Below are 17,599 nucleotides of genomic sequence, written 5' to 3'. Positions count from 1 at the left end.
TTTCGGCTCCGAGTTAACAATTTTTCTTAATTTTACATCATCTTGCATTTGTCTCACATTTATTTGAAATTACTATAGGAGTCAGGAGCGAGTAGGAAAAAAGTCAGAAGCAAGAAGGAAGAAGCCAGAAGAAGTGTTTTTACAAATATGAGATGGCTCCCCTTATGGTAGTCTAAAACTACCTTGTAAAGCAATAATTTAATCCTCTAAAATTACTTCTGCATCTTGTGTTGCTTGAGAACTTTAGCGGGACTGATAAATGAAATGCCCTGAGAAGAAGAGGTACTAATCATGACAGCTTCAATGACAGGATCATAAACCGTTTTTTCTGCAACCCACTCCACAATAAAGTTTGCACCTGAGCCTCCACTTGTATCATCTGCTGCAATGAAAAAGTCTGTGGAAGCAAGCGGCTTCAGTTCTACTGGACTCTTAATGTCCTGCCTAATCAATTTCCCATCATTATCGTAGTAACGCACCGAAGTGATAATAATTGAATTTGTCAGATCCGTATTGCGGATACTGAGCGTCGCGGACAAATTCATCATATTATCCTGGCTATTGTAGTGATAAATATGTGAGTAAATAGGGACATATACGGTTTGTCCCATCACAACTTTTGTTTGATCTAACGGGACTGCTCTCAGTGAGGTTTCACGTTTTGTATCAAGTTGTTGTCTTGGTGAGGTAGTTTGGTCTGAACAAGAACTCAGGACGATCGCCCCTAGCGCCCAACCAACCCAGAAATCATGTTTAAACTTCATCGGCATTCATCCAAATACACCACATACATTGCAGTTACGTCTAAAGCAGGAAGCAGAGTGCACCTTCTCTCTCGTTTGAGGTGGCTTAGTGATAAAGTTTGAGCGGCAGTTCAACCTGGAACGTTGAGCCTTTGCCCACTTCACTCGTCACCTGTATTTGTCCGCTGTGTGCCTTGACAATTTGTTCGACGATCGCTAACCCCAGCCCAAAGCCTCCACTCTCCTGCGAGCGATCGGTGTCTACTCGATAGAAGCGATTAAAAATATAGGGTAAGTCCGCTTCTGGAATACCGATTCCCGTATCGATTATCTGAATGACTGCCAAATTGGAATGAAGAACTAGGCGTATTTGTATAGTTCCGCCAACGGGGGTATATTTACAGGCATTGTAAAGCAAGTTTTCGACTACTTGCCGTAGCAAATCAGGATCGGCCAACAATTCAATCCGTTGTGCCGGTGATTCGCAGGTTAGTTTGATATTTTGGACTTCTGCAAGTGCGAGAAACTGGGTTGCTAAATTGCTGAGGAACTCGTTGAGATTGATTAACCTGAGCGATTCCGGCGCTAGTCGCCCCTGATGCCGAGCTAACAGCAGCAAATTATTCACCAGCAGTCCCATTGATTTCGCACTGTCTACAATGTTTTCCAAGGGGGGGTGGTAGCGCGAGTCATCAGTCGCAATCATTAACCCAAGCTGGGCATTGGTGAGGATGGCAGAGAGGGGCGATCGCAACTCGTGAGAGGCATCGGCTGTAAAGCGTTGAAGCTGTTGATAGGCTTGCCGAATCGGTTGCATGGCGAGCCCACTGAGAAACCAACCTGTGAGGGCAATTAAGCCCAGTGTCAGCGGGACAGCGAGAGTTAACACGATCTGAAGCTGAGTGAGCCTGTTTTGAGTTTCTGTCAGGGGAGTTGCAACCTGAAGATAACCGAGTATCCCTGTTCTACCTTCAACGGGTAATGTCACCTGACGCAGCCAGATTCCTTTTCCCAAAAGTGGATCGATCGATCGAACTGTGAGATAACCAAAGGGCGTATTTAACTGCTCTGAAGAAGGAGTCCCAAAAAAACGAACTAACCGCCTTTGTGCGTTATACCAGCGTACATAAATCAGATCTTCTGCAAGCGGATGAGACCCACTGCCTAACAAGGAGACATGACTCAGATCGACCTGGCTCTGGTTTTTGCGAACTTCATAATGTACGCTGGCAGCCATAACTCTAGTCTTGTCATAGAGCAGTCGGTCAAGGGCTTCTAGTTTATCTTTTACCTCAATCTGGTAAATCACCCCTGCAAACAGCACGAGAATGCTTCCCATGGAGAGGGTGAACCAACGAGCCAGATTGCGACGACTTTGATTAAACATGACTTGCCTTCACGATCGTTACTTTTCAGGGGAAGTGAGGCGATAACCCATACCGTAAATGCTCTCAATCCAGTCTGCCGATCCTACAGTCTGCAAGCGTTGGCGGAGTTTGCGAATTAGAACCGTAATTGCATTGCTCTCTGGTTCAGTCCCCCATTCCCACACAGCTTGTTCAATCTGATTCCGAGTCAAAACCTGTCGAGGATGACGCATAAAATACTCCAACAACTGAAACTCGCGACTGGAGAGGGAAACAGTTGCACCTTGTCGCTCAACAGTCAGAGTATCGAGGTGGAGTTGTAGATCCTCAAGGCTGAGCGTATCTCCTTGCCAAAGGGGCGATCGTCGTCTTAATGCCCGCACTCGTGCCATAAATTCAACCAAATCGATCGGTTTCACCAGGTAATCATCTGCACCTGCGTCTAAGCCGGTTACTTTTTCTGGCGTGGTATCTCTTGCCGTGATCATCAAAATCGGCGCTGTTTTCCCTGCTGCTCGATATTGACGACAGAGATTTACCCCACTGATATGTGGCAACATCCAGTCCAAAATCAACAAATCATATTCTTTTTCTGATAACAGCCACTGGGCCGTCTGTCCATCTTTTACCCCATCCACGCTATGTCCTGCTTGAGACAGCACTGTTTGAAGTGGCATCAGTTGCTTTGGATCGTCCTCCACCAGCAAAACTCTCATATCTAGGCTCGCCTCCTTCGCAGCTTGCAGTTTTAAGAATTATTAGAGTTTGAGGTAATTCGCGCATCTTCTTTAAGCTAGATTTTAGGATATATCCAGTTGTATTAAAGTGCCAATAGATAGTATTAGCCTCAGAATGGATGGGAAAGAATAGCGGATGATTAGACGTTGGCTAAAAGCATCAGGCGCAGAGTTTTGGTTGCCATTGCCGTTTGTGGCGATCGCGTTTTGGGTTGGTTCCAGTTTCCTAATGGCTCAAGAATTACAACAACCCCAGATAGTAAAGAATAAACTTCAGGCAGATACCCAGCTTAAAGCAACGGTGTCTGTCAATATATTGCTGATCAACGCGGTGATTAACCGAAAACAAGGAACCACCCAGGTTGCGGTAGAAACAGCAGAACCCATTTTGAAGCAATTGGAATTAGAATTGCCAATGACTGACGCAACCCAGATAGAGGCAGCGATCGCGCAAGAACTACAGTTATCGCGTCAAAATGTGCGCCAGTTAGTCCGTTACGAGATCGTTGAATAAGTTTATTGTTTCAATATTGCGATCGCATCCAGTCAAATAAGGTTGTTAAATTTGTAGGTTTCCTCGCTGCGATCGAGCAATTGCTCAAGCGGCAAGAAGCGTCCAATACTCTTGCCACTTCACTGTTAATAACTACTGAGTGACGATTTCGTTATTGATGGAAAAATTGGCTGCAGTTTGCCTAGCAACTTGTTCTGCCAATGCTTTTTGTTCTGCCGTTTGAACGCGGCCTGTTAACACAATCGAATTATCCCGATCGTCTGCGTCCAAATCGAATTGCTTGAGGGTGGCATCGGAGTCTAAAGCATCTTCTACGCGATCGGCAATATCGTCAATGTCTTGATTTTCAGCCGTCTGTGCGGTCGTGGTTGCAGGCGCAGCAGGGGTTGGAACAGTCGTATTTCCAGTGGCAGTTGTGGGAGCAGAAGTAGATGGAACAGTTGTCTGTGAAGTATTGGGGGAGGTGCAAGCACCTAAACCCAAAATTGCAACTGTGCTGACGCTGATTCCTTGCACAAATAGCTTTAATAATTGCATATTCTTTGTTTGTTTTGTTGGTAGTGAAACGCAATTTTGCCGATAAAACTCAGGATGAAGTCTTTTAGCCTTTCAACTTAACAAGTAAATGTACGATAGTTCATCTATCAAAAGTAATGCTTTTTACAACTTTATTAATAAAAGGCAACAATAAATCAAATCCCGTGAACTAAGGTTGGCAAGCCTATAAGTTATCTTAATCGGTTCTCTGCCTAAGTATAGGGAGCAAATGTGATCCAAATGTGAGTAACAAAAATCAGTCTCTCATTTTTCCCTCACTTTCATCAATGACGCTAGAAACAAGACGAAATCATAAATAAGCAGTTGGCTTGACAAAAAACGTTATGACTGCAACGAATGTAGAAAAATTAGTAGAACACTCTTGGCATCACCTCTCTGTCGAGAAAGTGGCTCGGATTTTAGAGACTGACCTGGAAATAGGTCTATCTTCTGAGGTGTCAGCGGAGCGGCGCGAGATCCTCGGCCCCAATCAACTAACGGCTCAGAAGCAGCAAAGTGCCTGGTTGCGATTTTTTCAGCAACTGAATCAGCCACTAATCTACATTTTGTTAGCTGCTGGGATAGTAACAGCATTTCTGAAAGAGTGGATTGATTCAGGGGTAATTTTTGGGGTTGCTCTGACGAATGCCACCATTGGTTTCGTTCAAGAGTCAAAGGCAGAGAATGCGATCGCCGCTTTAGCAAAATCTGTTGCAACTGAGGCAACCATTCTCCGCCACGGTCAAAAGCAAGTAGTTTCATCCAGTGAACTGGTTCCTGGCGATCTCGTCTTGCTGTCTTCTGGGGATAAAGTGTCTGCGGATCTACGGCTGATCGAAGTCCGTGACTTACAGGTTGATGAATCAGCGTTAACGGGAGAATCTGTCCCGGTTCAGAAGCAATCCCAGGCGCTAGAGGCAGACGCTGCACTGGCCGATCGCACGAACATGGCGTATACCGGAAGCCTGGTAACGTTTGGACAGGGACGCGGACTCGTCGTCAGCATTGGTGACATGACCGAGACCGGACACATCTCCCAACTCATGCAGCAAAGTACCACACTGGAAACCCCACTGAGTCGCAAAATTGACAAATTTAGCAAAACCTTGCTCTATGTCATTTTAGGTTTGGCTGCCTTCACCTTTGCTGCAGGCATTGCCCAGAGATTTTCTTGGGTTGAGGTGTTCAAGGCATCTGTAGCGCTTGCCGTCAGCGCAATTCCTGAAGGCTTACCCGCGATTTTAACGGTGACACTGGCGATCGGGGTTTCCCGGATGGCAAAGCAGCACGCCATTATTCGCAAACTTCCGGCCATTGAGACGCTGGGCAGCACCACCGTGATTTGTTCCGACAAAACCGGAACCTTGACTGAGAATCAAATGACAGTTCAGGAGATTGATGCTGGTGGCAAGCGATATCGGGTTAGCGGTGGAGGATATGTACCAGACGGGGAAATTTCTGTAAATGGAAATTCCGTTGATTTGACGATCGCACCTGCTTTATATGAATGCCTGCAAGCAGGACTTTTGTGCAACGATTCGCATCTAGAAGTGCAAGATGGAAACTGGACTGTAGTCGGTAGTCCAACCGAAGGGGCGCTGGTTGCGGTAGCCCAAAAAGCGGGGTTAATTACTGAGAAACTGGAGGAATCGCTTTCCCGGCTCGATACACTGCCGTTTGAATCTCAGTTTCAATACATGGCAACGTTACATGACGATCGTCCAGAACGGTTGATTTATGTCAAGGGTTCGATCGAGGCAATTCTGAAGCGGTGTCACCAGATGCTGGATGAAGAGGGAGAGGCGAGATCCCTCAACCCCGTGCCGATCGAGCAAACTGTGGACAGAATGGCGAAAAAAGGGCTGCGAGTTCTGGGACTTGCCAAGAAAGTTGTACCCGCTTCTCAATCTTCAATTGAGCATTCTGATATTGAGCAAGGGTTAACTTTTCTGGGTCTGCAAGGCATGATCGACCCGCCTCGCCCCGAAGCGATTCAAGCGATTCAAGCCTGTCGATCTGCGGGAATTCAGGTCAAGATGATTACGGGCGATCATGCCAAAACAGCAGCAGCGATCGCGCACGAAATGGGACTAAATCAAACCCAAGAGGCTCCCGTTTTTACTGGTCAAGAACTCGCTCAAATGAACCAGCAGCAATTCGCCAATGCTGTTGAACAAAGCTGCGTGTTTGCTCGTGTCGCACCAGAGCAAAAGCTCCGCATTGTCGAAGCACTTCAGTCTAAGGGCGAGATTGTGGCGATGACTGGAGATGGAGTTAACGATGCTCCCGCCCTGAAGCAAGCTGACATTGGGATAGCGATGGGTATTACAGGCACCGAAGTTACAAAAGAAGCAGCGGATATGCTGTTGACAAACGACAACTTTGCTTCGATCGAGAAAGCAGTTGAGGAAGGACGCACGGTTTATAAGAATCTGCTGCGGGCGATCGCCTTCATCCTGCCCGTGAATGGTGGAGAGTCCATGACCATATTGATTGCCGTACTTCTGGCAACCCCGCTACCCATTTTGCCAGTACAAATTCTCTGGCTGAATATGGTCAGTTCAGTTGCGTTGAGCTTACCGTTGGCATTTGAGCCGCCCTCTCCCGATGTCATGCAACATCCACCTCGACCGGCCAATGAACCGCTGCTGTCTCGCAGGCTGACGGCTCGCATTCTGACAGTTTCAGTATTTAACTGGATTGCGATCTTTGGGATGTTTGAATGGATCGTCCAAACCACAGGCAATGAAGCTCTAGCCCGGACGATGGCAATTCAAGCATTGGTGGCGGCCGAAGCTTTTTACCTATTAAGTATCAGTCGCTTCGTTCCGGCGATCGTCGCCAAACTACGCGGTAAAGATGAATCAGTTGGCTATGCGGTAGCGATCGGCATTGGGGCTATTTTCATTCTCCAATTCCTGTTTAGCCAATGGGGCATTATGAATCAGTTATTCAACACTGAAGCTTTGAACCCAATCCAAGGCTTAATTTGTATCGGATTCGGACTGCCCATGATTCCTTTGTCAGCTTTGCTAAAGCGTTTTGCACCTCTGAACTAAGTGGTTTTTGTGATGCAGCTATTGCCAGCAACTTTACACACTATTTACCAACTTTGTAGCGTTGAATATTGAATATTTCTCATGAATTACCAAAACCTCAAACGTGCTAGCGGCCTATTTACTAATCATCGAAACGCAGAGCAGGCGCTAGTTGAGCTAAAAAGCCGGGGCTTCCCCATGCACAAGATTTCAGTGATTGCTAAACCTTCTGACCATGATGATTTGGACTCTCTGGGAGTGCAGCAAATTTTAATCACAAGAGCAGCAGGTGCACAAGTAGGCGCGATCTTAGGCAGCATAGGACTAGGTTCATTAGCGTTAATTGTTGGACTCAGCAGCCTGCTAATTCCCGGTATTGGTCAGGCATTAGCGGTGGAAAGCCTTTTAGCAACTTTCGTTGGAAGTGGGATTGCTGCAACTGCTGGCGGTCTATATGGCGCACTTCAAGGATGGTTGGTGCCAGAAGAACAAGCAAGAATTTACAATGACAGATTTAACCAGGGAGATTATTTGATCGTCATGGAGGCAAGAGAAAATGAGATCGTGATTGCTGAACCTGTCCTTAAACGTTGGGAGATTCTGACGTGGCGTGTCTGTGATGCTACCTAAATTCAAGGTAAGAAAGGACGATTACCTTCGAGGAATTTAGTCCCGCGAAGCACAACGTCCAAAACCTACTCAAAAATTTGACGGTCGATGATTTTGGGCGATCGCTCTCCCACTCCTGACATACGGATCGACAACTTCCAGTACCCGCCGATTCGGCAAGCGCGATCGGGTCGGCAATGCTTCAGAATAAGCTGTTCAACATTTAAATTGTGTGTCAAAAATCAATAAAAGTTTTGTGGGACTGGCTTCTAGCCTGTCCAGATTTTCCAATTTAAATCCGTAGCAGCTTAGACAGTCAAAAAACTCTTAAAAACGCGCACAATTAATAGGAATTAGCATCCTCTAAGGGTTTATTAATCATCCTGATCTACTACCAAAAAAATTGCACTCTAAAAACGACTCGAGCGCCCAACAAACCCAGAAATGCTGTTTCAGTTTCATCGCCATTCATCCAAACATACCCCATAAATTGCAGTTAATTGTACAACATAGTGAACCGTGTCCTGTAGACTAAAACCGTAGTTAATCTGTTAATTTATTTTAGGAAAACGAGTTTATGGGAGGAGTATCGGTGATCGAGTCGATTGTAGCGCAACAAACTTCCTTGGGCAGCGAGCCTGCTACAAATAGCCAAACGGCAGGAGTCATTCCTGAATTGGTCATTATCTTGATTATTCTGCTGCTGATTGCAACTGTTGTGGCACTCGTAACCCAACGTTTGCGAATTCCCTATGTGACGGGCTTAGTGTTAGCAGGCTTGCCCATTACGGAGCTCTTGTCGCGTCGAATTGGTTTAGACCCTTCTTTAGTATTAAATCTTTTCCTACCAATTCTGATTTTTGAAGCAGCTATCAATACGGATATCAGCCGTCTCCGCAGTACCTTTAAGCCGATCGCGCTGCTGGCGGGTCCAGGCTCGATCTTTTCCTCAGCAATTATCGCTATTCTGGTTAAATTTGGGCTAGGACTAGACTGGATTCCGGCGTTGCTGATCGGAGTCATTCTGGCAAACACTGATACCGTCTCGATGATCGCGGTTTTTAAAGAGATCCGTGTGCCTTCTCGATTGTCCACCATTGTTGAGGGAGAAACTCTGTTCAATGATGCGGCTGCCCTGGTTTCATTCAATTTGATTCTAGTCGTTTATTCTACAGGTTCTCTTACCGTCGTAGGAGGACTTAAGGAACTGCTCGTGGTTGCCTTGGGTGGAGGACTCGTGGGTGTCATCTTAGGTTACTTGAGTCTGCCGATATTTGTTCGATTAAATGACCCGTTGAGTAGTCTCTTGCTGACCGTGGCGCTGGCGTTAGGAACATTCCAAATTGGGCAATTTTTTGGGGTATCCGGTGCGGTGGCTGTGGTTATCGCCGGACTCATTTTTGGCAATCTGGGGCTTTCTCGCAGTACATCAGCCTCGGATCGAATTACGCTACTCAGCTTCTGGGAGTACGCTGGTTTTGGGGTCAATACATTTATTTTTCTGCTGATCGGCATTGAGATTAACCCGCTGACGCTGTGGAGAATTTTGCCATCCATCCTGTTCGTCATTTTGGCGTATCAACTGGGACGGATTCTCTCGGTATATCTATTTTTAGCGGGGCTGCGATGGTTCGATCGTCCGATTCCCCTGCGCTGGCAGCACGTTTTGTTTCTGGGAAACATCAAAGGCTCACTCTCGATGGCACTGGCGCTTAGTATTCCTCTGGGATTGACAGGACGAGATAACATCATTGCGCTGGTTTTCGGTGCAGTTTTATTCTCCTTGGTAGGACAGGGATTAAGTTTACCCTGGCTGGTAAAACGGTTACAAATCAGCCGTGTTTCTGATGTAATGCAGGAAGCTGGGCAGTTACAGATTCAGTTGATTGCTTCCAAAGCGGCTCAAGATGAGCTAGATAGTTTGCTGAAAGCAGGCGTGTTGCCGAAGGCAGTTTACGAGGAGTTATGGGCATCGTATCAAGCACGAGTAGCACACTCAGAGCGAGTGCTGCGCGATCTCTACAATAAACATCGGGCAGGGCAAGTACAGGGCGATCGCAGCGGGCTAGATACGATTCGACGGCGATTGCTTATAGCAGAAAAAGGAGCAGTTAGCGATGCCCTCCGCAAGCGAATTGTTCCAGAGGATCTGGTTCATCCTTACATCAAAGATTTGGATGAGAAACTTCTAACGTTGGCAGATGACTAGCGCGAATGCCCAGGTAATCAATCATCTGGTGAACTAGCTCTGGACGGGTGACGACCAAGATGGTAGAGCCTGCTTCCAGAACTGTATGACCGTTCGGAATCTCCAGATTGGCGCAGGCATGGCATTGATAACCAATAATCAGCGAACCTTTTGGAAAACGAGGGTCTTGAGCAATTTGAGCAACGGTGCGACCTGCCACCTTGCAATCGCCTGGAACTGGCAGCTTTAGTACCTCGACTTGCCCGTGTTCAAAGTGCATCATCGACTCGATTTGGGGATATTCAATCGCATTCGCCATTGATGCAACTGCCAAATCAATAGTGCTGATGATGTGACTTGCTCCGGCAAGTCGATAGGCTTCTAGGAATTCGCGATCGCGCATTCGCACCACAATATGGGAAATGCCATAGCTTCTGGATAGGGTGATGAGCGCTAAATTCAGTGCATCATCCCTGAGTGCTGCAACGACTGCGTTTGCTTGTTTAATTCCTGCTTCCAGAAGAACCGTTGTACTCACCGCACTGCCTTCAAATGCCATTACTCCGATTTTTTCACGAGCAAAGCGACAGGCCAGCGGGTCGGCATCAATGATGGCAACCGTATGACCGACTTTTAATAGCTGCTGGGCTAAACCCAGCCCCATCATTCCTGCTCCACCAATTAATACGTACATGACTATTTGTCACCCCAAGAATGAACGTTACAGATTTATCCCTATGAGTGAGATTGTTTTGGGTTTTTATCAGTTTAATCTGCTTGTGAGGTGGCTTATACCGGGCTTACTTATTACTTGTTCCACACTTAGTTTAATCTGCTTGTGGGGTTGGCATGGGAGCCAGCCCCACAAGTGATTTTCCTCAGTTAGGTACGCAGCGGGAACCCTACATAATCTTAGGCACTTTAAAAAACTCCCCATCGCGATCGGGAGCTCCCTCCAAAATACTTTCTCCCTTAGCAAAAGGTTGCAAATCGTCCGATCGCATTACATTACTAACATCGATCGCCCGCGTTGTCGGCTGCACCTTACTCGTATCGAGTTCACTCAACTGCTCGAAATAATCCAAAATACCGTTAAGTTGACCAGTAAACTGCTCTTCTTCTTCCGGCGTTAATTCCAATCTCGCTAAATTCGCTACTTTCCGAACTTCTTCTCTGTCAATCATAAAAATCGGGAATGGGGAATGGGGAATGGGGAATTGGGCGTAGGGAATTGGGCATAGGGAATTGGGCATAGGGAATTGGTTATTTGTTATTAGAAAAACGACTAACTACCAACTATTAACTACTAACTATGCCCCATGCCCCATGCGCCATGCCCCATGCCCATCCTAGTTAAAAATACACATCAATTTGCGATCGACCTGTCGTCTTCAGCCAATTTTGTACCTCAATGTAATTGTTCGGGGCCAAGCGAATAGCCTCCTTCCAATAATCCGCAGCTTTATCAAACAGCCCTTCCGCCCCTTCAATATTGCCAGCTTCCTTTTCCTTTTCCCCTTGATAGTGGTAAATCACAGCAATATTATTCAGTGCTTGTGGCATTCTCGGATTGAGATCCAAAGCCTCGCTGTAATATTCCAAAGCTTTATCGTGTTCGCCGTTGCTAGTATGGATCAGCCCCATATTGTACAAGACATAACTGCGATCGTAAGGATCTTCCTCCAGCTTCAGCGCTTCATGATAATTGTCCAGCGCTTCAGCATATTCGCCATCTGCTTGAGCTGACATACCATCCCGGTAATAAGCAAAAGCTTCCTTCGCCTGCTTTTTGGCAGGCATAATCTTTAGGATGATATCAGCCATTACCGTGAAACTTTTGTCAATAAAGTTATCGTTGCGTTGAGTTCTTGGCATATGCGATTCTTTGGTTAGTGGCTAATCAGAAAATTTAGCCTGTAAAGTTTTCCTATTAATAATTGCGCCACTGTTGTAGTGGGCCGTTGTGTTGAGGGCGCTAAAAAGTTTAGTCGATCGCAAGTGCGAACCTTAAAACACGCCCTTGGGTTTAACACCCTCGCAAGCTCTATCTATTTTATATAAGTCTTGCAAGACTGGCAAAAAAACTAGATTTCTTTAACATATCTCTGGCACTCTACACAAAACTTACAAAAACCCGCGCCGAAGGAAAAAGTTCTGCAGGAGGGTGCAGAGGCGATCCGGCTCGAGGGCTCCGCCAACGGGCGATCGCACACCGTACCTTACTAACTGTACCCATAATCCCCCCTCCTTGACCCTCAGAGCAAACAAGCAAAAGCAAATGCCGAGGAGAAATTTAATCACAAAGTTTTATTAAGCTATCCGAGTTCAGCCCATACTTAAAAGTTATTCGGCAAAACACTAGCAATATTTTGCCCCAAAGTCAAGGGCAGCATCCAAAAAAATCAGAAACCCGATCGCCAAAACCAGCTCGAATTCCCGCAATATATAATAAAAATAACCGGGTAATTTTCACAGAGAGAAACCTATGGCTCCGAATCCCACCATTATGCAAGCCGTCGAACAACTTGGCTACCGCGTTACGGTTGGAGACGTGGCGGCAAAAGCTGGATTAGATGTCAATTTTGCCCAGCGAGAACTATTAACCCTCGCCTCCGAAGCAGGTGGCAACCTGCAAGTAGCAGAATCCGGCGACATTGCCTACCTATTTCCCAACAACTTTCGAGATATTTTGCGAAACAAATTCTGGCGCTTGCAGTTGCAGGAATGGTGGCAAAAAATCTGGCGCATTTTATTTTATCTGATTCGGATATCTTTCGGCATAGTGCTGGTAGCTTCTATCCTCTTAATTTTTGTTGCTATCACAATTTTACTCTCCAGCGGCGATAACAATAACGGGGGAGGAGGAGAAGGTGGCGGCGGGGGCGGCAGAGGTGGCGGCTTTTCCTTTTTTCCCTACTTCTGGAACGACTTAATCTGGATATTTTACTGGAACCATGACCAACCATACTACCAGCAGCGATCGCGCTTAACGGGCCAAAAACCCCAGATGAGTTTTCTAGAAGCAGTTTTCTCCTTTCTCTTTGGAGACGGCAACCCCAATAACAATCTAGAAGAGCGCAAATGGAGCGATATTGCCGCCGCAATTCGCAACAACCGAGGCGCCGTCGCCGCCGAACAAATTGCTCCATATCTAGACAATCTCGGACAAGGATACGCCCGAGAATACGAAGAATATATGTTACCGGCTCTCGCCCGTTTTGACGGCCGCCCCGAAGTCAGTCCCGAAGGGCAAATAATTTACCATTTTCCGCAATTGCAAACCACAGCCGTTCAGAAAAATCCTCAACCAGTAGCAGCTTATTTGCGAGAAATGCTGTGGCGTTTCAGCAACGCCAGTTCCGGCCAAATCATGCTGGCAGCAGGGTTAGGAGCCGTCAATCTTGTCGGTGCGTTAGTTTTGGGGAATCTATTAACTAATAATTTGCTCGTCGGTGGATTTATCGGTTTTGTCAGCGCTGTCTATCCCATGATCCTGATTTACGGCGTCGGATTTCTCGCAATTCCTTTAATTCGCTACTTCTGGATTCAGTGGAAAAATAGCCGGATAGAATCCCGCAATCAAGAGCGTCAGCAGCGAGCAATGTTATTAAACGAACCCGATGCCAACTTGCTCAAAAAACTGGCCTACGCCCAGGAATTTGCAGCAGAAAACGTTCTGACAGGAGAAGACTTAGCTTATACAACAGAAACAGAACTAACCCAACAAGAACTAGAACAGTCAGCTAAAATAGATGCCGAATGGCAGGGCCGGATCGATCGCTCAGACAACTTGTAATAATGACAAAAAACAGTTGTTTGTTGTTAAGTTGCGTTGAACTAAAATCCTGCAGCCATTTCAAGACCCGGCAAGATGCCTGTTGCACAATAAAATATCTTTGTTGTGTGTGGAACGGGCTTCTACCCCGTTGCTAAGAAGGGTGAAAGATGTCAATTTTTATTGATGTCATAATTTTTTATACTCCGAGTTTTATTAAATAAGCTTAGGGCGTTTAAAAATCAAACAATTTTGGTCATACTTCGAGTCGTGATCCAGAGCCACAAGTTCCCATCCCTCATCCCCCAAATGATTGACAAATAGATGCAGCGAGCCTTGTTTCCAATCTCGCTGTTCTTCACCGTTTACATATAAACTAATCAGCTTGTTTCCAAAAGGATACATATTCGCATCCACAAATAAATACTCCCACTTTTGCATAGCAATCCTTAATGTAGTTAGTTGGCAGTTGGCAGTTGGCAGTTGGCAGTTGGCAGTAGTTAGTAGTTATTGGTTATTTGTTGTTGGCTCTAATAACCAATGCTTTTCGGCGATGATGCTTTTCGGTCCAATTCCCAATTACCAATTACCAATGCTTTTCGGCCCAATTCCCAATTCCCAATTCCCAATTCCCAATTCCCAGCAGTTACTGGACTGCAATTCTAGCCAAAGTAGCACCTCGGTAATAGTGCAACAAAATCTGCTGGTAGCCGTATCCTTGTCTAGCCAAATTGTAGGCCCCCCACTGACTCATTCCTACAGCATGGCCGAAACCTTTGCCAGCAACTTGAAAACCCGTAGGAGCTTGGCCGCTGTTCCTTGGGTTCCCACCGCCGGCATACTGAGGAATCACGGTAAACCGCGTACTCCTCAAATTTAAAACCCGGCGTAAATCTGCGCCAGTCATGACCCTAGAACCGCCATCTCCAACTACTTTCATCCTCAAAACGCTGCCGTGAGCGGTAGTGCGTTCTGGCTTCATCGAGATCACATTGCCCACGCCAGAAATCTTACTGCTGATTTGAGCGCGAGAAAAATTTTCTTTCCATTGGTAAACCGGCGCCCCTTGGTCGAAGTCAGGAACAGCACGCAGGTAAGGCAGAGGTTCTGTCCAAACATCCTCGACATTTTCAGTATGTCCCCCAGACGCAGAGTGGAAAGCGGCTAAAATTATCTGACCGTTGTAGGCTAGAACTTGACCAGCGGTTGCATCGACTGCGGAATAAGTGCCAGAAGATTCTGTTTGCAATCCTTTGTAAACCTGGGAATACTGAGTGCTGTCCACGTCGTAAAGGTCGGTTTCGCTTTTCATTCGCTGGTGGATAGCGTAGGAACGGGCGGCGACTGCTTGGGCTTTCAAAGCCTCTTGAGGCCAATTGCCACTCATTTCGGCGCCGAGAACGCTGTAGAGATATTGTTCGATATCGACGTAGTTGATGGCAGTCAAGCCTCCTTTTTGGGGAACTAGAAGCGTGCGTCCCCGATACCAACGATCGCCAATCCAAACATAACCATTTCCCGTCGGCTCGATCCAAACTTGGTTGGCGGCCCAGCGACCAATTGCCACTGTTCCCGATCGAAATTGAGCCGACTGAGAACTGTTTGCCGACAGTTCGCCCAAATTGCGCCCGCTACCGTCCCGGATTGCAGCCTTTGTAGAACTGCCGACTTTTATCTGACTTGCCCCGTCTTGTACCGCAACTCGCAAGATCAGCGCGGCCTGTGCTGGGGCTACCATTACCAGCCAAAACAACAGCGAAATCCAAAAGTAGCGTTTTTTTAATGTCGAAAAAACGGAACCAAAAAATACTCCTGACTGCATTTGAAAATTTTCCTCCTGTGCTGTATGAGTTTAAGAATTTTTAAGGGAAGGCAAGGGAAAAAGGAAGGGGAACGGAAGAAACAAAACGTTAGAATTGGGTGGATCGCTCTGTGCGCTTGTCAAAAATGATTTTAGCGAAGAGATGTTCGCAGGAACAGCGATTTATCCCGGTTCCTGCCTGCGACTATTTCCTCTATGTCGGATTTGTCGCACTCTGGATATATGTAACATATTTTTTAAGATTTAATTGAGGTGATTTGACTCTTGCAGATTACATTTCTCGGAACTAGCTCCGGCGTACCCACGCGATCGCGCAACGTTTCCAGCATCGCCCTCCGCTTGCCCCAGCGAGCGGAACTCTGGCTGTTTGACTGCGGCGAAGGAACTCAGCACCAGTTTCTCCGCAGCGACCTAAAAGTCAGCCAACTAAGCCGCATTTTCATCACTCACCTGCACGGCGACCATATTTTCGGCTTAATGGGTTTGCTGGCTAGCTGCGGTTTGGCGGGGAATGTCAAGCGCATCGATCTTTACGGGCCTCCGGGACTTGAAGAATATTTGCAAGCTGGTGTTCGCTATTCTCAAACTCATTTTTCTTACCCGGTTAAGGTACACAAAATTCACGAGGGAGTCATCTATGAAGATGACGAATATATTGTTAGTTGTGGCCCTTTGAAGCACCGAGTTACTGCTTTTGGTTATCGAGTAACTGAGAAAGACCGTCCGGGACATTTTGACGTAGAAAAAGCAAAGGCTGTGGGTATTCCTTCCGGCCCGCTTTACGGTCAATTAAAACAAGGAAAAACGGTAAAGTTAGAGGACGGGCGACAGTTTAAAGGTACTGATTTTTGTGGCCCGGATCAAATCGGGCGCAAGTTTGTTTATTGTACTGACACAGTTTTTTGTGAGGGGGCCGTCGAATTGGCGAAGGATGCTGATTTGTTGGTGCATGAAGCTACTTTTGCTCATCAAGATGCTCAAATGGCCTTCGATCGCCTGCATTCAACTTCAACAATGGCTGCTCAAGTGGCTTTGATTGCTGGGGCTAAACAGCTAATTATGACGCATTTTAGCCCGCGTTACGCTCCGGGAAATGCGATCGTCCTGGATGATTTGCTCAAGGAAGCGCAGGCTATTTTTCCGAATACGAAAATGGCCTATGACTTTTTGACTTATGAAGTGCCGCGGCCTGTTTCAAACTAGGGTTAATCTGACCTGAGATGTTACAGCATTTTCAATAAGGGCGATCGGGGCGGGCAAGATGCCCACCCCACAAAAACATTAATCTCTTGTGGAACAGGCATCTTGCCTGTTGCTGAAATAAATCCAACAAAAACATTAATCTCTTGTGGAACAGGCATCTTGCCTGTTGCTAAAATTTAGGCCATAAAAACATTAATCTCTTGTGGAACAGGCCTCTTGCCTGTTACTGAAATTATTGCAGCAACAACATTTAGGACTTACGCACTGTCAGGGAATTCTGTCCTCCTGAGCGTAGGCAAGGATCTCTTAGAGCGTTCAGATGCCCACCACACAATAAAATTTTAAATAACACTGGAATTGATAATAATTCCAGTATAAACTATATTAAACACAAATATTTATTAAATTTCCCATGACATTTGAAATCTGACTATTAGGAAAGCTCGCACCAGCAATAGCTAAACTGGCAGAAATAGGATTCAAAGAAGCTATGAAAAAATTGAATCCTAGCGATTTTGAAAAAGCTTGTATTTGTGCGATCGAAGCTGCCGATAAAAACAAATTATTCTCTGCTTGCGAACAGGGTGTAGTCGAAGATTTTCTTAAAAGTTTCTTGACGGGTGCAGCACTTCCAGAACTCCTAAAACCTTTCAACGGCCAAGAAAAGCCTCAAGTGGAGTTTTTAGTTGAAGCCTTTAATACTACAGTCCCAGAACACAAGAAAATTCAAGGTAGATTCGCTCCCGAAAAACTGCATGATTGGTTGGAGGTTTTTGCTGAAACCTATTTCCAGAAAACAAGTAGTTATTTAAGGTTTAAAGTTGCCAAAGCAGACTATTTGAAGCAACTGGCTAACAGGTTTGATGATGTTAAGTTTGCTGGCATTGCAGTCGAAGGTCAGGAAATCGAAAAATCGGAAAAGTTGGCTCACATTTTTGTTATGCCCGATGTTTTGGAAGAAGAAAAGGTAGATATTTATCGCTTTATCCAAGCAATACTCCGGACAGTTTTTAAAGAGGAATGCGATCGCAATAAAATAGAGAAGTGAAAAAAGTGAGTGCAATCT

General features: G+C 46.0%; 18 protein-coding genes. 7 read left to right on the top strand and 11 right to left on the bottom strand.

The features are described 5' to 3' along the window. Positions 1-212: 212 nt before the first annotated feature. From QUA07_RS28140 to rppA, 3 genes are all read right to left on the bottom strand, one after another. Positions 213-764 (bottom strand): DUF3124 domain-containing protein, encoded by a 552-nt coding sequence (locus QUA07_RS28140; protein ID WP_333332028.1) that lies wholly within the window; start codon positions 762-764, stop codon positions 213-215. 85 nt (positions 765-849) lie between these two features. Next, entirely contained in the window at positions 850-2,130 is a 1,281-nt protein-coding gene (locus QUA07_RS28135; RefSeq protein ID WP_333332025.1) for a HAMP domain-containing sensor histidine kinase, read from the bottom strand. Positions 2,131-2,148: 18 nt separating this feature from the next. After that, entirely contained in the window at positions 2,149-2,826 is a 678-nt protein-coding gene (rppA, locus tag QUA07_RS28130) for a two-component system response regulator RppA (protein WP_333332022.1), read from the bottom strand. Between the two features lie 157 nt (positions 2,827-2,983). On the opposite strand from rppA, the gene QUA07_RS28125 reads away from it, so the two are divergent. Beyond that, complete coding sequence (locus QUA07_RS28125; RefSeq protein ID WP_333332019.1) at positions 2,984-3,361, top strand: hypothetical protein; 378 nt, start codon at positions 2,984-2,986, stop codon at positions 3,359-3,361. 132 nt (positions 3,362-3,493) lie between these two features. Here the strand turns inward: QUA07_RS28125 and QUA07_RS28120 are convergent, their stop codons facing one another. Continuing rightward, the gene (locus tag QUA07_RS28120; RefSeq protein WP_333332016.1) at positions 3,494-3,898 is read right to left on the bottom strand and encodes a BON domain-containing protein; all 405 of its coding nucleotides are present in this window, start codon (positions 3,896-3,898) and stop codon (positions 3,494-3,496) included. Between the two features lie 344 nt (positions 3,899-4,242). Between QUA07_RS28120 and QUA07_RS28115 the strand changes: the two genes are divergently transcribed. Together QUA07_RS28115 and QUA07_RS28110 are read left to right on the top strand one after the other, a co-directional pair. Beyond that, a complete protein-coding gene (locus QUA07_RS28115) occupies positions 4,243-6,957 on the top strand; it encodes a cation-transporting P-type ATPase (protein WP_333332013.1) in 2,715 nt (904 codons plus the stop codon). A gap of 81 nt (positions 6,958-7,038) precedes the next feature. Then, positions 7,039-7,566: a hypothetical protein gene (locus tag QUA07_RS28110; protein WP_333332010.1), complete on the top strand. Its 528-nt coding sequence runs from the start codon at positions 7,039-7,041 to the stop codon at positions 7,564-7,566. Between the two features lie 65 nt (positions 7,567-7,631). Here the strand turns inward: QUA07_RS28110 and QUA07_RS28105 are convergent, their stop codons facing one another. Further along, positions 7,632-7,784 carry a hypothetical protein gene (locus tag QUA07_RS28105; protein ID WP_333332006.1) on the bottom strand — a complete coding sequence of 51 codons (153 nt, stop codon included), beginning with the start codon at positions 7,782-7,784 and terminating at the stop codon, positions 7,632-7,634. 338 nt (positions 7,785-8,122) lie between these two features. On the opposite strand from QUA07_RS28105, the gene QUA07_RS28100 reads away from it, so the two are divergent. Beyond that, on the top strand, positions 8,123-9,754 hold the full coding sequence (locus QUA07_RS28100) for a sodium:proton antiporter (protein WP_333332003.1): 1,632 nt from the start codon (positions 8,123-8,125) through the stop codon (positions 9,752-9,754). Here QUA07_RS28100 and QUA07_RS28095 read toward each other — a convergent pair. The 3 genes from QUA07_RS28095 to QUA07_RS28085 all read right to left on the bottom strand — a co-directional run bounded on the left by QUA07_RS28095 (position 9,711) and on the right by QUA07_RS28085 (position 11,608). Further along, entirely contained in the window at positions 9,711-10,427 is a 717-nt protein-coding gene (locus QUA07_RS28095; protein WP_333164536.1) for a TrkA family potassium uptake protein, read from the bottom strand. The two genes, QUA07_RS28100 and QUA07_RS28095, sit on opposite strands and share 44 nt — an antisense overlap. Before the next feature lie 208 nt (positions 10,428-10,635). Next, complete coding sequence (gene gatC / locus QUA07_RS28090) at positions 10,636-10,917, bottom strand: Asp-tRNA(Asn)/Glu-tRNA(Gln) amidotransferase subunit GatC (RefSeq protein ID WP_006635952.1); 282 nt, start codon at positions 10,915-10,917, stop codon at positions 10,636-10,638. A gap of 169 nt (positions 10,918-11,086) precedes the next feature. Then, positions 11,087-11,608 carry a photosystem I assembly protein Ycf3 gene (locus QUA07_RS28085; RefSeq protein ID WP_333039118.1) on the bottom strand — a complete coding sequence of 174 codons (522 nt, stop codon included), beginning with the start codon at positions 11,606-11,608 and terminating at the stop codon, positions 11,087-11,089. A 610-nt stretch (positions 11,609-12,218) separates the two neighbouring features. Between QUA07_RS28085 and QUA07_RS28080 the strand changes: the two genes are divergently transcribed. Continuing rightward, positions 12,219-13,529 (top strand): hypothetical protein, encoded by a 1,311-nt coding sequence (locus QUA07_RS28080; RefSeq protein WP_333332000.1) that lies wholly within the window; start codon positions 12,219-12,221, stop codon positions 13,527-13,529. A gap of 195 nt (positions 13,530-13,724) precedes the next feature. Here QUA07_RS28080 and QUA07_RS28075 read toward each other — a convergent pair whose 3' ends face one another. Both QUA07_RS28075 and QUA07_RS28070 read right to left on the bottom strand, forming a co-directional pair. After that, a complete protein-coding gene (locus QUA07_RS28075) occupies positions 13,725-13,949 on the bottom strand; it encodes a hypothetical protein (RefSeq protein WP_333331997.1) in 225 nt (74 codons plus the stop codon). A gap of 205 nt (positions 13,950-14,154) precedes the next feature. Continuing rightward, positions 14,155-15,330 (bottom strand): SpoIID/LytB domain-containing protein, encoded by a 1,176-nt coding sequence (locus QUA07_RS28070; RefSeq protein WP_333331994.1) that lies wholly within the window; start codon positions 15,328-15,330, stop codon positions 14,155-14,157. A 264-nt stretch (positions 15,331-15,594) separates the two neighbouring features. Here QUA07_RS28070 and QUA07_RS28065 point away from each other — a divergent pair, with 264 nt between their 5' ends. After that, positions 15,595-16,533, top strand: a complete 939-nt coding sequence (locus QUA07_RS28065) for a ribonuclease Z (RefSeq protein WP_333331992.1) — start codon at positions 15,595-15,597, stop codon at positions 16,531-16,533. A gap of 20 nt (positions 16,534-16,553) precedes the next feature. Here the strand turns inward: QUA07_RS28065 and QUA07_RS28060 are convergent, their stop codons facing one another. Next, a complete protein-coding gene (locus QUA07_RS28060) occupies positions 16,554-16,691 on the bottom strand; it encodes a hypothetical protein (RefSeq protein ID WP_333331989.1) in 138 nt (45 codons plus the stop codon). A gap of 296 nt (positions 16,692-16,987) precedes the next feature. Here QUA07_RS28060 and QUA07_RS28055 point away from each other — a divergent pair, with 296 nt between their 5' ends. Beyond that, positions 16,988-17,581 (top strand): hypothetical protein, encoded by a 594-nt coding sequence (locus tag QUA07_RS28055; protein WP_445305922.1) that lies wholly within the window; start codon positions 16,988-16,990, stop codon positions 17,579-17,581. Positions 17,582-17,599: the final 18 nt, after the last annotated feature.

The sequence above is a fragment of the Microcoleus sp. T3_A4 genome (assembly GCF_036700465.1).
Taxonomy (GTDB): Bacteria; Cyanobacteriota; Cyanobacteriia; order Cyanobacteriales; family Microcoleaceae; genus Microcoleus.
Note: the sequence above shows the minus strand (reverse complement) of the source record. Positions and strands in the feature narration are given on the sequence as shown.

Bases quoted from the DNA above. Each gene is read 5' to 3' on its own strand.
- QUA07_RS28135 (WP_333332025.1), bottom strand. From the start codon at position 2,130: ATGTTTAATCAAAGTCGTCGCAATCTGGCTCGTTGGTTCACCCTCTCC.
- gatC (WP_006635952.1), bottom strand. From the start codon at position 10,917: ATGATTGACAGAGAAGAAGTTCGGAAAGTAGCGAATTTAGCGAGATTG.
- QUA07_RS28120 (WP_333332016.1), bottom strand. From the start codon at position 3,898: ATGCAATTATTAAAGCTATTTGTGCAAGGAATCAGCGTCAGCACAGTT.
- QUA07_RS28110 (WP_333332010.1), top strand. From the start codon at position 7,039: ATGAATTACCAAAACCTCAAACGTGCTAGCGGCCTATTTACTAATCAT.
- QUA07_RS28095 (WP_333164536.1), bottom strand. From the start codon at position 10,427: ATGTACGTATTAATTGGTGGAGCAGGAATGATGGGGCTGGGTTTAGCC.
- rppA (WP_333332022.1), bottom strand. From the start codon at position 2,826: ATGAGAGTTTTGCTGGTGGAGGACGATCCAAAGCAACTGATGCCACTT.
- QUA07_RS28115 (WP_333332013.1), top strand. From the start codon at position 4,243: ATGACTGCAACGAATGTAGAAAAATTAGTAGAACACTCTTGGCATCAC.
- QUA07_RS28075 (WP_333331997.1), bottom strand. From the start codon at position 13,949: ATGCAAAAGTGGGAGTATTTATTTGTGGATGCGAATATGTATCCTTTT.
- QUA07_RS28060 (WP_333331989.1), bottom strand. From the start codon at position 16,691: ATGCCTGTTCCACAAGAGATTAATGTTTTTGTTGGATTTATTTCAGCA.
- QUA07_RS28085 (WP_333039118.1), bottom strand. From the start codon at position 11,608: ATGCCAAGAACTCAACGCAACGATAACTTTATTGACAAAAGTTTCACG.
- QUA07_RS28125 (WP_333332019.1), top strand. From the start codon at position 2,984: ATGATTAGACGTTGGCTAAAAGCATCAGGCGCAGAGTTTTGGTTGCCA.
- QUA07_RS28100 (WP_333332003.1), top strand. From the start codon at position 8,123: ATGGGAGGAGTATCGGTGATCGAGTCGATTGTAGCGCAACAAACTTCC.
- QUA07_RS28080 (WP_333332000.1), top strand. From the start codon at position 12,219: ATGGCTCCGAATCCCACCATTATGCAAGCCGTCGAACAACTTGGCTAC.
- QUA07_RS28140 (WP_333332028.1), bottom strand. From the start codon at position 764: ATGAAGTTTAAACATGATTTCTGGGTTGGTTGGGCGCTAGGGGCGATC.
- QUA07_RS28070 (WP_333331994.1), bottom strand. From the start codon at position 15,330: ATGCAGTCAGGAGTATTTTTTGGTTCCGTTTTTTCGACATTAAAAAAA.